The following is a 15,205-nucleotide window of genomic DNA, read 5'->3' on the forward strand; positions in this document are numbered from 1 at the left end:
ATTATTGATTTTAAAAAATTAAATAAATTTTAGATCAATAACACTCAATACATAAGAAGAAATAATCATTCATACAGAGTAAAAAAAATTAATATTTTAGAAATAAAGTAGGAAACCATATTGATTAAAATTAAATCAAATGATAGTTTCTAAAAAAAAAGAGATGAGTTCTAGGATGGTTTCAAGACAACAACAATTACGTTGGCTGCAAGAAGGACGTGGTCAAGGGCAATTAGATACATACAAGCCTTTTTTGAATGTCAGAGATAATAAGTCGCTGACTGAAAGATCGAGTCGTGTATATGGTTATAAGACCCAAAGGACTCACCATTTATTTTCTGACTTAGAATTAGCACTATTTTTAGCACTAGATAGAATTCAGGATATTGAAGATATACGGGAGCAAATCCCACTCGATCTTGAAACTACTGTTCAAATTGCTGAAGATCTAAAAATTCCACACCCTATTGAAAAAAATGTCCATCAAATCCTTACCTCAACATTTTTTATCGTCAATCACTCTCCTCTAAAGCCCCCTTGCTTTGTTGTAAAAGCGCTTAAGTCGATACACCTAGATCAAAAAAGGACCATTGCTCAATTAGAACTCGAGAGACGTTATTGGGAGCAAAAAAACATACCTTGGTTTCTCTTTACAGAAAAAGATATTTCATCTACAGCTATAGATAATATTAAATGGCTATATCCCTTGAATAAAGTAAATAATGATATCTACACCTTCTCAAAAATGGATTTTTACCAAAATTATTTTCTTCAAAAACCTGAACTTACACTGATAGAGCTATCAAAATATCTTGATACTCACTACTCAATGGAAGCAGGTGCCTCTCTTCTAGAAATTAGGGAATTGCTTGCTCAGCGCTATTTTCTTTTCGATATCACTAAAGGCTATAGAAAGATTTGTGGTCGTGACATTGAGATCGGAAACATTCAACATTTGGAGAAACTTCGCAATGTTTCAGGTGAATAATGTTTATCAATTAGATCATGTTTTATTTCGGATTCTAAAAATATACCCTCAGTATTTAGTGTGGATGGATATACAGTCTAATAAAGCCTTGCCTGAACTTATCCCAATTTCTGAACTTGAACAATTCGTTATCTCTGGTCAAGCCCAACTAGCACATGACCCATTTTCAGATCTCTGTTTACTCTCTGTAGATACAGGATCTATTTACCAGATAAAACGTGATCATAACTTTGCCATAATTAAAAGAATTATTGAGCATGAACGCTTTTATGATCCTAAAGAACGTGCTTATCTAATTGAACAAGTTGTACAACAAAAAATCGCGACTAAACAAACGATTTATCGTCTATTACGATGCTATTGGCAACGTGGTATGACACCTAATGCGCTTATTCCTCAATATTATAATTCTGGTGGAAAAGGGATAAAAAAAACCGTCACTGAAAAAAAATTAGGTCGACCACGTGTTATTTCTGTTGGTACAGGTGCATTAATTGATAAAAGCGTGGAAAAATTATTTAAGAAAGTTATCAATCAATACTTACTCAATGACAAAAAAATTTCCATTAAATACGCTTACCGTAAATTTCTGATACTGTATCAGGAGGAATACCCTGATATACCAAAGACTGAGTATCCTTCTTTTTGGCAATTTAAATATTTTTATGAAAGAGATTTTAGCCGCACTTTTAGGCTTAAAAAGCGTTCTCCTCAAATTCAATATTTGAAAGATAACAGACCTTTATTGTCTACAACAAATTCACAAGTTTCAGGGCCAGGTTCTCGATATCAAATTGACGCAACAATTGCAGATATATATCTCATTTCTGACTCTGATCGCTCATGCATTATTGGTCGGCCAACTGTCTATTTTATGATAGATGAATTTAGTCGTATGGTGACCGGTATATATGTTGGTCTCGAAAATCCATCATATGTTACGAGCATGCAAGTTCTACGTGTTGCCATGTGTGACAAAGTCAAATATTGTCAAAGTTTTGGCCGTGAAATACGTTCTGAGGATTGGCCTTGCATCGGTTTACCTGAAGCCATTTTAGCAGATCGTGGTGAACTACTCGGTCATCAAATTGAACACCTAGAAAAAAGTTTTGCTATCCGAATTGAAAATGCCCCTGCATATCGAGGTGATCTTAAAGGGATTATCGAGCGATATTTTCGTACCATACAGGCTGACTTTAAACCCTATGCACCAGGTGTTGTACAACCTATTAAAGAAAAGAAACGTGGAGGTAAAGATTATCGGCTAGATGCTACTCTGACCATACATGAGTTTACCAAGATTATACTTAATTCTGTGTTAATGCATAATCAGACACATGAAATCAGATCTTATGATCGTGATATCGATATGCCGACAGATCTTCCAAATATTCCATTACATCTGTGGAATTGGGGGATCCAAAATAGGACTGGTAAATTAAGAACAGCTTCTGAACGTTTGATCTACATTGCTCTCCTCCCCCGGACTGAAGCTACACTGTCGCATTTAGGCCTTAAAGTTTTTGGTGTTTACTATATTTGTAAAGAAATCTTAGAAAATGGTTGGATGCATCGCTCTACATCAATACAGCGCCCACAAAAATTAACCATAGCCTATGATCCGGCTAATGCTGAAAAAATATACGTGTTTTTTTCGCAGTCTAACTCTGAGTATTGGGAAGCACAACTAGCACAACGCTCAAGAGAATTTATAGGCTGTAGTTTTTGGGAAGTTTGGAAAGTTAAGAAGGAGCAAAAGTCTAGCCAGGCAAATTACCATACCTCATTACAAATTGCCCGTGCTGAATTAGAACGTTCAAATGAAGAAATCATTCAAAAAGCCCTTGAATCGACACGACAATCAACCCGAAGCAATGCTGATCGCCTTTCAACCATTAAAGAGAATCGTATAAAGGCACGCGACCAAGAAAGAGAAGTGCTCAAAGAATCAGTGCCTACCCGTAAATCAAATCAAGAACGACCAAGCAATATCGTTTCTTTTTCAAAAGGTAAAGCACACACAGATGACCAGGATCAATACGATCGACCTGCATTTTTTGATCAATTATTCGATGATGATTAAAGTGAGGAAAAAAAATGAAAGTCAACGCCATTTATCAACCGAGCTTTGGTCAATATAGAGGCAATCCACTTATAGAAGCATTGCCGCCAATACGTAATTTCAACGATATTAAAACAGCCTTGAAATGTACAGTAGATATTAGTCCGCTTGAGAAACATGAACCCGGAGTGGTTAGAAGTCATCTGATTTCTCAGCTCATGAATAGTTTTTTTCTGCCTATTTCAAGACACTATTCACTTGAGCAAAAGCTTGGCATTATGATTCGTGATGGATATGTCGCACGTAATCTTGAAAAAGGTGAATTAGCTACTCACCTGCAAAATGGTTACGAACGAATGATGACAGGGGATATCCATGCGTTTCGATTTAAAACAGCACAATCGACTGCCAAGAGTATGTCTTTTATTGGCTGTTCAGGGAGTGGAAAAACCACCACATTAAATCGAATTCTAGCAACATATCCTCAGGTCATTTTTCACGAAAAATATAACTTCACCCAAATTGTCTATCTTAAAATTGACTGTCCACACGATGGATCATTAAAAAGCTTATGCTTACATTTTTTCAGAGCTGTGGATTCTGCAATTGGCTCAGATTATGAAAGAAAATATGCTTTAAAAAGGCATGGTGTTGAAACGCTGATGCATCTAATGAGCCAAATTGCCAATCTTCACGCGATTGGCTTATTAATCATCGATGAAATTCAACATTTGAGCGTTAATAAATCTGGGGGAGAGAAAAAGATGCTTAATTTTTTCGTCACCCTCGTCAATATTATCAGCTTACCTGTTGTAATGGTCGGTACACCAAAAGCACGCCCTATATTTGATGCTGATTTCAGATCAGCTCGAAGAGCAATTGGATTTGGGGCAGTATTATGGGAGCCGATCAAAAATGAAAAAAATAGTGTTTCTCCTCACACTCAGCAAGTGATCAAGTCTGAATGGGTGGGGTTTACAGATACACTTTGGAAATATCAATGGCTGACTAAAGCAGATCTTTCTCTATCTGAAGATATACGGGAATGTTGGTATAAACTATCACAAGGTATACCAGATGTGGTGGTGAAACTGTTTGTATTGGCTCAGATCAGAGCGATCGAGACTGGGGTAGAACGTATTACGATCAGACTGCTAGAAACCACCTACATGCAGGATATGATCCCAATCCATGCCATGATTGAGGCATTACGCAGTGGGGATCCTCAAAGAATTGCACAGTACTCAGACTTAAGTATCCCCGAAGTCGACAAAAAATTACTGTACTTGCAGGAAAAGATTAGACAAGAACATGGCGAGAAAGATGATGTCGATATCTATGATGGAAACTCACAGGCGATTCGTCTGCATCGACTATTGGTTGAATTGGGGTATCAATCAGATCTACTCCCAAACATGATTAAAAGAGCATTTCAGTCTTATCCAAATACAGACATGCAAACTTTGTTGCCTGTGATTATGCAATGGCTCAAAGATGAAAATGACCTTGAAAAAGTCATGGAAAATGATCAGAAAAAAGCGTTCCAATCCCCTCGAAAACCTACCATCAAAGCTGCAGCATGGCATCAGTTAGATAATGCTGACTTACGTTTTCAATACAGTCAAAAAGACCCTCTTCTTTCATTTTATCAACACCTGAAAGATCACACAGGGTATGTAATTGATATTGAGCAATGGCTCAGGGAGAGTCATCAACATGTTTAATTTTCCCACGCCTTATCCTGATGAGTTGATCTACAGCACTGTAGCACGTGCTGGAGTACGTTTGGCCCTCACTAGCCCGAAACAACTCCTTGATGAAGTGTTTCAAAATCGTAAAGTTTCTGCAACGGTAGATCTGCCATGTCATCTTGAAAAAATTTTGCACTGGCTACCCCAAAGACTTTATGATTTAAATCATCTTATTGATAAACACACACTATTCCCAATATATGCTTGCTTTATTCCCGAAGAAAGACGCCAAAACTGCTTACATTTCATGCAAGGAGCATCGCATGGTGCTTTGCACTTAGCTGTAGGACTCAATGCATCAAAAGTTAATATTCCGGAATACTTACGCTACTGTCCTCGATGTTTCGAAGAACAATTACAAAGCTATGGCGAATGGTATTGGTCTAGACTGTGGCAAATTCCAGGTGTTAGTTGCTGTCCTCAACATGGGAAACTCCTCAATAGTAGCGTGCAATATAGACCCGTCCATAAGCATGAATTCAAAGCCGCTTGTTTAGAGAACTGTCCAACACATGCCCAAGAACCCGCCTCCCTAGATGAAATTTTGATTGCACAAAAAGCCATTGAACTTTGTTCACTTACAAACACCCCGTCTGCTAACTTAACGCAATGGACACTTTTTTATAAAGACCTTGCCTTAAAACATAATATGGTCAAAGGCAAACATCACATAGTACATGAACTCATTTACCAAAAGATTATGCAACGTTGGCCGATGTCATTTCTAATACAGCATGGACTAGGTGATCTGTGTACGGAAAATAGCTGGCTTCATCATATGTTTAGAAAACATCGACGCAGTTTTTCTTACTTAGAACATTTCATCGTGATTGAAGCATTTTACGGTGGGAAGTCTTGGACTTTTCAAGAGATTCTCAAAGTGGTGAAAGCATATTCACCTACGCCAACAAGCTTCTGTGACAACACCGTAGGCGAAAAGTTACAACCCACAGTTATCCATACCCAACGTCATTTATGGTTAACTGCTTTAGCACAAACCTCTATTGTGAATGCAAGACGACAAAATACAGCCCTGTATGCTTGGTTATACCGTAATGATAAAAAATGGCTAGTAGAAACCAATGCTCAGAAACAGATGCCATTTATTCCATCTGGGAAAAAAGTCAATTGGAAACAACGTGATTGGGAAGGCGTCAAAACATTACTTCGCTTACACCAACAATTGCTGGAAAACCTTGACTCTCCTCGAAGAACAAGAACCTGGTGGATCAAACAATTAAAAAGCCCATCAACTATTGAAAAGAATTTAGATAACTTACCATTAATCGCAAAATTTCTAAGCAAATACCAAGAAGATGTCAGCTGCTATCAAATTCGGCGCTTATCACGTGAACTTCTGCTAAATAAACTCAAAAATGAGTCTATCCCCTTGTGGGTATTACTCAGAAAAGCTGGCTTAACAACAGACAGAATGACAAAAGAAACCCAAAACTTCCTCAACCAGGTCATACAATATGATCAGATTATTAAGGTGTAATAATGCTGAAAAATTTTCCTGAGAATGCCTTTATTCGTTCCATGGGGACTATTTATAGAGAACAAAAAAACAAAGCTTGGATGATCGAACTTCAGCTCAACGACCTGATGTCGAAAAAAAAATATCCTGTCGGGGTTAGATTCTCAAATATGCATTTACTTGCACGTCAAAGATGTTTAAAACCAACTCCAGAGTACAAATCGGCAGATCCACTCATTCTGACATATAAAATTGAACATCTCAGACGCTGGCACAATACATGCAACATCTACAGCCAACAAAATCAGTTGTCTCAGATCATGACTGATCTTGATCATCGCTATGAAAATACCTTAGTGCATTTACCCAAGCTTGAACTTGCCCGTGCCTTGTTTTTTCATAATGCATACTTTGCCCGTAATGTGTTCAATCCTGAATTTTTGGATGCAGAGTTTGCTGTCAAAAAAATAAACAAAGATCATTACATCATTCATGAATTGGTGTCAAAAAGTTTTCCTACTACGCTTTATAACTCTGTTGAAATACGCAGTGTTCTCGCTTGGATCCTAGTTAATCGTGAAATTAAAGCCTGCTATAAAAGTATTGCCGCCCACTTAATTTCACAAAAATATCAAGACAAATCAAGAGAGAAATGGAATTTCGACTTTAGCTGTCCGTCTTTAAGAAATACAGAAATTACGGTAAAAGCCTATTATTCAAAAGAATCAGATCAGATTTATATCAATGAAATTCTTGAAATTAAAAATATACAACCCAAACTTCCTAAGCTGGTTGAGTTTTCTAGCTCTCAATTTATCCAAAAACAAAACGAAACGACCAATACAACAAAGGGTAGCTATCGCATTGAAAAAACGCCAGAAGAACCGGCTATTGATGATCTACAGGAAGCAAGTTCAGATAAAGGTACGGTAATTATTAAATCTGAACCAGTACTGTTAAGTTTTCAGCAACCAATCCGTACTGCCAAACGCTATATAAAACTCAAGGGGATGAACAAGTCATATGGGGAAGAACGAGGTACCTTTGATGATCCAGATGTCGTTGCGACAGATGAACCATCAATATTAGGGACCCTTGGACAAGGTGAATTCATGGGCCTCGCAGATGATCTTCAATATCTAGAATATTACAGTGAAAGCCTTACTGCATTCAAAGAAATGATCATAGGCTTAAATGAGTCAAAGGTTATTGTATTAGACTCTGAAGATCCACATTACCATCGATTACCCAAAGTGGGTAAATCGCGGCTACACTATATTCATAAAGATCATCCCCGAACATTGCTTGAGTTCAGATTCAAATATCAAGACAGAGCTTCAAGTATTTTTGAAATTGATCTTGATGATCGTGCGAAGAGTATTTCTACTCTAATAATTCAATGGAATTCTGACACGCATCCTAGTCAAGAGGTCATCAAGAAACTTACACTAGAGATTGTGAGACTCTCTTTACGTTGGCCTGCTAAGGAAATACTTTCAGAATGGGGATTATTTAAAACTATTAATCATCCTAAAAAGTCACAGGCATCAATGACATATACTTCGGAAGAAATAGAGCTATGGCGGCTGAATATCATCAGACACCTATCTATCCTGGGGCATTCCACATTCAATTGATATTAAATAATACGATTAAAAATCATGCGGTAGATATATCATTTATTGATGGCATATACTGTAAACATTGAAGTATTTTTCCCATAAAGGATGTCTATCGGTAATTTTTGAATAAAGACCTATTCAGGCTGTTAAAATGCTTAGCTGAGATGTGTATATCAGATGCTCATCTTTAAAATATATATTTATATCTTTTCCTTTTTTGAGGGATATTGCAGGATTACATGACAAAACTAACTTGCTTTAAAGCCTATGACATTCGCGGCAAACTTGGTACAGAACTCAATGAAGAGATTGCTTATAAAATTGGTCGTGCGTATGGGCAAATTTATCAACCAAACAAGATTGTGGTGGGCTGCGACATCCGCCTCAGCAGTGAAGATTTAAAACAAGCCACCATCAAAGGCTTAAATGATGCGGGTGTTGATGTATTAGATTTAGGCATGACAGGGACTGAAGAAGTCTATTTCGGTGCCTTTCATCTAGATGTGCAAGGTGGTATCGAAATTACTGCGAGCCACAATCCAATGGACTACAACGGCATGAAATTGGTCCGTGAAAATGCACGTCCGATTGGAGCGGATTCAGGGTTAAAAGAAATTCGTTTATTGGCTGAATCAGGCAACTTTAATGAAGTTACCACAAAAGGCAAAACTGAAAAATACAATATTCTTCCTGAATATATTGATCATTTAATGTCTTATATTGATCCTGCCAAAATTCGCCCACTCAAATTAGTCATGAATGCTGGTAATGGTGCTGCGGGCCATGTGGTTGATGCCATTGAAGCAAAATTTAAACAGTTCAATATGCCTGTTGAATTTGTCAAAATTCACAACGATGCCGATGGCACCTTCCCGAATGGTATTCCCAACCCGATTTTAGTTGAAAACCGTGACAGCACCCGTAATGCGGTGATTGAACATCATGCAGATATGGGTATCGCGTGGGATGGTGACTTTGACCGCTGCTTCTTATTTGATGAAAAAGGTCAATTCATTGAAGGCTATTATATTGTCGGTTTATTGGCACAAGCGTTCTTACTGAAACAATCTGGTGAGAAAATTGTGCATGACCCTCGTCTGGTTTGGAATACCTTTGATGTGATTGAACAATACCAAGGTGAAGCGATTCAGTCTAAATCAGGGCATTCATACATTAAAGAAAAAATGCGTGAGCACAATGCAGTGTATGGCGGTGAAATGTCAGCGCATCATTACTTCCGTGATTTTGCTTACTGTGACAGTGGTATGATTCCTTGGTTATTGGTGATTTCTGTACTCTCAGAAACCCAGCAAACATTGTCTTCACTGGTTGAAGGTATGATTGAAAAGTTCCCTTGTTCGGGTGAAATCAATTTTAAAGTTGCGGATACTCAAGCCACTATTCAAAAGATTTTTGATCACTTTGCCGATCAAAATCCTGCGATTGATGAAACGGATGGTGTCAGTCTAAATTTTGGTGCATGGCGCTTCAATGTTCGAGCATCGAATACTGAACCACTTTTACGTTTAAATATTGAAAGCCGAAAAGATCAAAATCCAAAACCAATGCAAGATTATGTCGATGAATTAACACAGCTGATTCAAGGTTAGTATTGTTCTGCATTCCAATAAAAAAAACCATTCAACTTATTCATTAAGTTGAATGGTTTTTTTCTTAGCTCAACTAGAAAGAAATTCTATTTAAGCTGACAACTGATTAAAATAATGAACGATCCAATGGAATTTCGACTCCGATAGACACTCCCGCATCTTGACCATAGACATCAGAATCACTCACCCATCCATTCAGCTTCAATGGCGCATTTGGTTTTAAGTAATGTGTCCAAGTAAGATCTAAAGCTTTAATTTCATCTTTTTGCGCAAATGCATGATTATTTATTGAATTTGACTGATTCACTTTGGCCATCATTACTCGACCATTTAAGCGATTCATAACATCAAAGCGAATATCTCCACCAAGACTTACCATTTGACCATCCCCGCCCATGGCATGCCCTAACGGGAAGCCGTGTTGATAATAGCCATCCTTATAAATATGATGGTTATAAGAGTAACCCAAAACTTCTCCGTTAGTACGTGTATCCGCCCATTCCGCATAAAGCTGGAAAGGCATATGGTTAAAATGTGATGAATAATCTACCCCTGCTAAATACATTTTTCTGGACGGAAGCAAACCAGATTCATCTTCTCCAACAAATTGACCGTATAAACTCAATGGTAAATTAGATAATTGCTGTAAATTTAAACGTAAATCTAATCCAGCAAGCTGATTAGACTTGTCCAAATCACCATCATAAAAGTTGTCATTGCCTTTAATTGCATTCCAAAGAGAATCCCAACTTTCTGAACGTCCTTCCCCACCCCACTGAAGAATCCGAAAAGCGCCTAGCTCCAAATAAGGCAGTGGCTGAACGGTGACGCGTAAACCTAATAATTTTGCATCTGCAATCGCATTGTAATCATCCAATTGACCTGCAAAGGCTTGATATTGCCAAGGTCCAATCCAAGACAACCATTTTGTTTCAAATGCGTTTTGTTCAGCGCGTTGCATAGTCAAACCATAGACCGGACGACTCGCATCACCTCGAACTAGACTGCCATCATGTCCTGGCCCCCAATAGGTCGGGATTTGCCCAGCAATGAGCCATTGATTCCACAATTTACCCGCAAGATATGAGCCTTCTACATTGACATCCTGCCCATGATCAATGATCGGATCTTTTTCAGCATTGACACGCAGTCTTGCATCCCACTGCGCGCCACCAGCATTCAATTCAAGCGCTGCTTGATATTGAGACTTTTGCTCATCTGCAAATTTTTGCGGAATATTTTGTGGATCTGTTTCAGCAAATAGCGCCAGCTTCGCAGACGTGTTTTCAGCCTCCAGACTGGCTTTGACTGAATTGAAAACCTTCTGCTGAGCTAGATTTTCAATTTTTGCATTTGAAAGAGCGCGCTGAATTTCATCGCCGCTCAAAGGCCAGGTTGATGTACTAATTTGAATCACGCCTTGCTGATTTAACCAATTTAAATCTGTGCGTACATCTTGGTTGTTTAATACAATCCCTTGAGCAGCAACGGGCAAAGCTAAAGTAGATAATATTGCAAATGATAGAGTTCTAAGGTTTTGATATGTCATAAATTTTTTAAATTAGTTTATCTATCACATATCATAGCGATTTTTTTTAGATAAAAGAAAATAAGTACTAGATTATTTGCACAATCCATACACAATTTAATCTTAAATTCAAACGGGCATGATATTCAGTGTTTTGTATGGCTAAAGCTCTATCGCATTAGCCATACATTCTTAGATGAATCTCAAAGCTAAGATTTAACTCTGATTAAACCCATTAGGATTCAACTTTTGCCAGTTCCAGCTATCCTTCAACATATCTTCTAACCCATATTCAGGCTGCCAACCTAATTCTGCGACTGCACGGGCATTATCGGCAAATGACGTTGCCACATCTCCCTCGCGGCGCGGTACATATTCAAATGGAATCTCAACACCATTCACCTTCTCAAAGGTATCTCGAATTTGTTTAACCGAAATTCCATTGCCTGTGCCGATATTCCAAGCGCGGCATCCTTGTGCATTTAAGCGATTATGTAAGGCACATAAATGTGCATTGGCCAAATCCACCACATGGATATAATCACGTACACCCGTACCATCTAGCGTGTCATAATCATTGCCAAAGATTGCTAATTTTTCACGGCGACCAACTGCCACTTGAGTGACATAAGGCATTAAGTTATTTGGAATCCCTTGCGGGTCTTCACCTATCTGACCACTCTGATGTGCGCCCACCGGGTTAAAATAACGCAGCAAGGCGATCGACCAACGCTCATCTGCAGCCGAGAGTTTTTCCAATAACTGCTCAACAATCAATTTGGTATAGCCATAGTTATTGCTTGGCATACCAGTAGGCATGGTTTCATTTAAAGGCGAAATATTGGCTTCATCATAAACCGTCGCAGATGAACTAAACACCAGCTTAAACACTTGAGCACGTTCCATGGCTTTGACCAAACTAATCGAACCCGAAATATTATTTTCAAAATATTTTAGCGGCTCTTTCTGACTTTCACCCACGGCTTTTAAACCTGCAAAATGAATCACCGCATCAATCTGATGCTCTTGAAAAATTTGCTCTAAAATCTGCTGATCGAGGATATCGCCTTCAACAAAATCTAATTTTTTAGCTGCCAATGCCTGAACACGTGCTAATGACTCGACAGAACTGTTGGATAAATTATCCAGTACGACAACCTCATGCCCTGCGCTTAGAAGTTTAATACAGGTATGAGAACCAATATAACCCGCACCACCAGTTACCAAAATTTTAGCCATTATTCTTTCCTAAGAGTATCTGCAATAAACCTTGTGTTGAGGTGTCTAGCGCAGAAAGATCATTCTGTTCCCCATTCAAAATAGGCAGTAACTGATTGGCAATTTCTTTACCTTTTTCTACGCCCCATTGATCGAAAGGATTAATATTCCAAAGCACCGATTGTACAAATACCTTATGTTCATACATCGCGATTAGCATACCCAAGCTATAAGGATTCAGTTCTTGCAATAAAATGGTTGAGCTTGGCTGATTGCCTTCATATTTTTTATATTCAGGCAAATCTTGCACTTCATTTTGATCTAATGCTTGATTACCAAATGCCAGCAAGCGCGATTGCGCCAAGCAATTGGATAAGGCCAAATGATGCTGTTCAACTAGCGCCTCTGCATTATCGACATAGGTAAATTGTTGCGCCTTATAACGCTGTACCGGGGCAATAAAATCACAACTGACTGCCTGACTGCCCTGATGCAATAATTGGTAAAAAGCATGCTGTGCATTCGGACCGACTTCGCCCCAAATAATCGGACAAGTATCCCAATTAACTTTTTGACCATTACGCTGAATCGATTTACCATTCGATTCCATTTCCAACTGCTGCAAATAAGAGGCGAAATATTTCAAACGTCCGTCATAAGGCAATACCGCATGGGTTTGAATATCGAGAAAATTATTATTCCAAGCCCCCAATAAACCCATTAATACAGGAATATTTTGTTCAAAGGGTGCAGTCTGAAAATGCTGGTCTATGGCATGAGCACCTGCCAATAGCTGTTTAAAACCTTTAACCCCGATCGTCAGTGCAATCGGTAAGCCGATGCATGACCAGAGTGAATAGCGACCACCGACCCAATCCCAAAGCAAAAATTGATTTTCAGCGGCAATGCCCCATTCGGTCATTTTATCTGCTTTGGTTGATACGCCAATAAAATGATGTTTTAAAATTTGTGATTCTTGTCCAAGTGCTTTTTCAAGCCATAAACGCACCGTTTGCGCATTGGATAAGGTATCAATCGTCCCAAAGGATTTAGAGGAAATAATAAATAGCGTGGTTTCGGGGCGAAGTTGATGCAATAAATCTGAAAGCTGGCTACCGTCTATCGTCGACACAAAATGCATATTGAGCGGTTTTTGCGTGGCTTTTTTAAAGTCAGATAAAGCATGGCTCACCATCAGCGGCCCTAAGTCTGACCCACCGACCCCAATATTGACCACATCCTGAATCACTTCACCTGTTGAACCGCGACATTGGCCTGCATGGATTTTATTCACCAAGGCATACATACGCTCAAGTTGTGCATGCACTTGAGCTGCTATTTCCGCATGCTGGCGATCCTGCTTCGGCAAACGCAGCGCCCAATGCATAGCTGCACGTTGTTCGGTATAGTTAATTTGTTCAGTAGAAAATAGGCGCTTCATCCACGATGTTAAATCTTGTGTATGTGCCCACTGAACTAAGTTTTTGATGACGGGCTGATTGATTCGATGTTTGCTAAAATCAAAAACAATCGGCTCTAAAGTCACGGAAAATTTTTCGAATCGTTGCGAATCTTCAGCAAAGAGTTTAGTTAAATGTTTATTTTCAAATTCAGTTTTTAAGTGATGAAGACTGTCTAACATTGAATCCAAATGTTCTACCGCATAAGGTTGAATTTTAACAGCCATTAGCGTCCTACCCCCATATATGCAAAACCTTGAGTCTTCACATACGCTGGATCATAAATATTGCGCCCATCCAAAATCAGCGGATGCTGCATGCTTTTAAGCAACTCGGCATAATTCGGACTCCAATATTGCTTCCATGCCGTCAGCAGACACAAAGCATGTGCACCCTGTACCGCCTCATATTGCGCTGTGCAATACATCAGATCAGGCCGCTCACCATATATTTTTTTAATTTCCGCTAAGGCTTGAGGATCATGCAATTGAACCTTAACGCCTTGTGCCCACAGTGCTTTCAGCATGGCATGAATCGGCGATTGTCGAATACTGGAGGTTTTTGCTTTAAATGCAGCACCCCAAATCGCAACAGTCTTGCCTTTTAAATCACCATGAAAATAATTCCACAATTTACGGAATAGAATTTCTTTTTGCTGCTCATTAATTTCCCACACTTGAGCAAGCAATTGGCTATTTGCACCGACACCTGACACCGTATGCGTCAGGGTCTGAATATCATGTGAAAAATTTTCCCCACCAAAACCTGCACCTGGATAGAGATAAGATCCACCAATACGGCTATCTGCGGCTATCCCCTGACGTACCGAATCAATATCGATACCTAATTTCTCAGCAACAATTGCCAAGTCATTGATATAACTAATTCGTGTCGCCAACATGCCAGAGATACTGAGTTTGGTAAATTCAGCATCTAAAATGGGCATAAATAAATATTGCTGCTGACGTGGAAATAAGGGGCGTAAGAGTTCCTTAACTTTAATTTGAACAGTATCAGACATAGAGCCAACAATCAGTTGTTTAGCTTGAGCAAAGCTTTGTAAAGCATTACCTTCCTGAATCATGTCAGGTAAATAGACCCATTCATCTTCATGCAGAATTTTTGCAAATTTTTCCGTTCCATGTAACCCCAAAGTGGATGCATTGATCATCAGCTTAGGGTGAATAATGGGACGTTGCTTGATTGCCTTGAGAATTTCGATACATTGCTCTTCTTCAGCAGGATTAAAGCTAAAGAAATAGGCATCTATATCTAATGGAAGATCATGAAAATTGCAGTATGTTAAGAAACTGCTTTGCTGTTTATTGAGTAGGTTTTTGACCGCTTCATCTTGCATATATACTTGTTCACTATCAGGTTTTTTGAGCAACATACACCAAAAAACCTGATGTCCACATTCTGCCAGCAAAGCGGCGAACACGCCCGAAAAAAGCGTCTGACCAAAGACTGCAACTTTCATCAAAATTCC

10 protein-coding genes are annotated in these 15,205 nt (G+C 38.8%); 6 read left to right on the top strand and 4 right to left on the bottom strand.

Features of this window, described 5'->3' with window-relative positions; genetic code table 11:
* Nucleotides 1–175 precede the first annotated feature (175 nt).
* From FTU77_RS10055 to FTU77_RS10080, 6 genes are all read left to right on the top strand, one after another.
* Nucleotides 176–988, top strand: a complete 813-nt coding sequence (locus tag FTU77_RS10055) for a TnsA endonuclease C-terminal domain-containing protein (protein ID WP_104504133.1) — start codon at nucleotides 176–178, stop codon at nucleotides 986–988.
* Complete coding sequence (locus FTU77_RS10060; RefSeq protein ID WP_180055697.1) at nucleotides 972–3,071, top strand: Mu transposase C-terminal domain-containing protein; 2,100 nt, start codon at nucleotides 972–974, stop codon at nucleotides 3,069–3,071. Before FTU77_RS10055 ends, FTU77_RS10060 begins: the two co-directional genes overlap by 17 nt.
* A gap of 14 nt (nucleotides 3,072–3,085) precedes the next feature.
* Nucleotides 3,086–4,774, top strand: a complete 1,689-nt coding sequence (locus tag FTU77_RS10065; RefSeq protein WP_180055698.1) for an AAA family ATPase — start codon at nucleotides 3,086–3,088, stop codon at nucleotides 4,772–4,774.
* On the top strand, nucleotides 4,767–6,299 hold the full coding sequence (locus FTU77_RS10070) for a TnsD family Tn7-like transposition protein (protein ID WP_180055699.1): 1,533 nt from the start codon (nucleotides 4,767–4,769) through the stop codon (nucleotides 6,297–6,299). Before FTU77_RS10065 ends, FTU77_RS10070 begins: the two co-directional genes overlap by 8 nt.
* A 2-nt stretch (nucleotides 6,300–6,301) precedes the next feature.
* The gene (locus tag FTU77_RS10075; RefSeq protein WP_180026173.1) at nucleotides 6,302–7,915 is read left to right on the top strand and encodes a Tn7-like element transposition protein TnsE; all 1,614 of its coding nucleotides are present in this window, start codon (nucleotides 6,302–6,304) and stop codon (nucleotides 7,913–7,915) included.
* 224 nt (nucleotides 7,916–8,139) lie between these two features.
* Nucleotides 8,140–9,510 carry a phosphomannomutase CpsG gene (locus FTU77_RS10080; RefSeq protein WP_180055700.1) on the top strand — a complete coding sequence of 457 codons (1,371 nt, stop codon included), beginning with the start codon at nucleotides 8,140–8,142 and terminating at the stop codon, nucleotides 9,508–9,510.
* Between the two features lie 106 nt (nucleotides 9,511–9,616).
* Here FTU77_RS10080 and FTU77_RS10085 read toward each other — a convergent pair whose 3' ends face one another.
* From FTU77_RS10085 to FTU77_RS10100, 4 genes are all read right to left on the bottom strand, one after another.
* Nucleotides 9,617–11,059: a capsule assembly Wzi family protein gene (locus FTU77_RS10085; protein ID WP_180055701.1), complete on the bottom strand. Its 1,443-nt coding sequence runs from the start codon at nucleotides 11,057–11,059 to the stop codon at nucleotides 9,617–9,619.
* Nucleotides 11,060–11,254: 195 nt separating this feature from the next.
* A complete protein-coding gene (gene galE / locus FTU77_RS10090) occupies nucleotides 11,255–12,277 on the bottom strand; it encodes a UDP-glucose 4-epimerase GalE (protein ID WP_180055702.1) in 1,023 nt (340 codons plus the stop codon).
* Entirely contained in the window at nucleotides 12,270–13,943 is a 1,674-nt protein-coding gene (pgi, locus tag FTU77_RS10095) for a glucose-6-phosphate isomerase (protein WP_180055703.1), read from the bottom strand. Before pgi ends, galE begins: the two co-directional genes overlap by 8 nt.
* Nucleotides 13,943–15,196, bottom strand: coding sequence for a nucleotide sugar dehydrogenase (locus tag FTU77_RS10100; RefSeq protein WP_180055704.1), 1,254 nt, complete (start codon nucleotides 15,194–15,196; stop codon nucleotides 13,943–13,945). The genes pgi and FTU77_RS10100 overlap by 1 nt, the downstream gene beginning before the upstream one ends.
* Nucleotides 15,197–15,205 lie beyond the last annotated feature (9 nt).

The organism is Acinetobacter sp. YH12142, from assembly GCF_013418435.1.
GTDB classification, from domain to species: domain Bacteria; phylum Pseudomonadota; class Gammaproteobacteria; order Pseudomonadales; family Moraxellaceae; genus Acinetobacter; species Acinetobacter amyesii.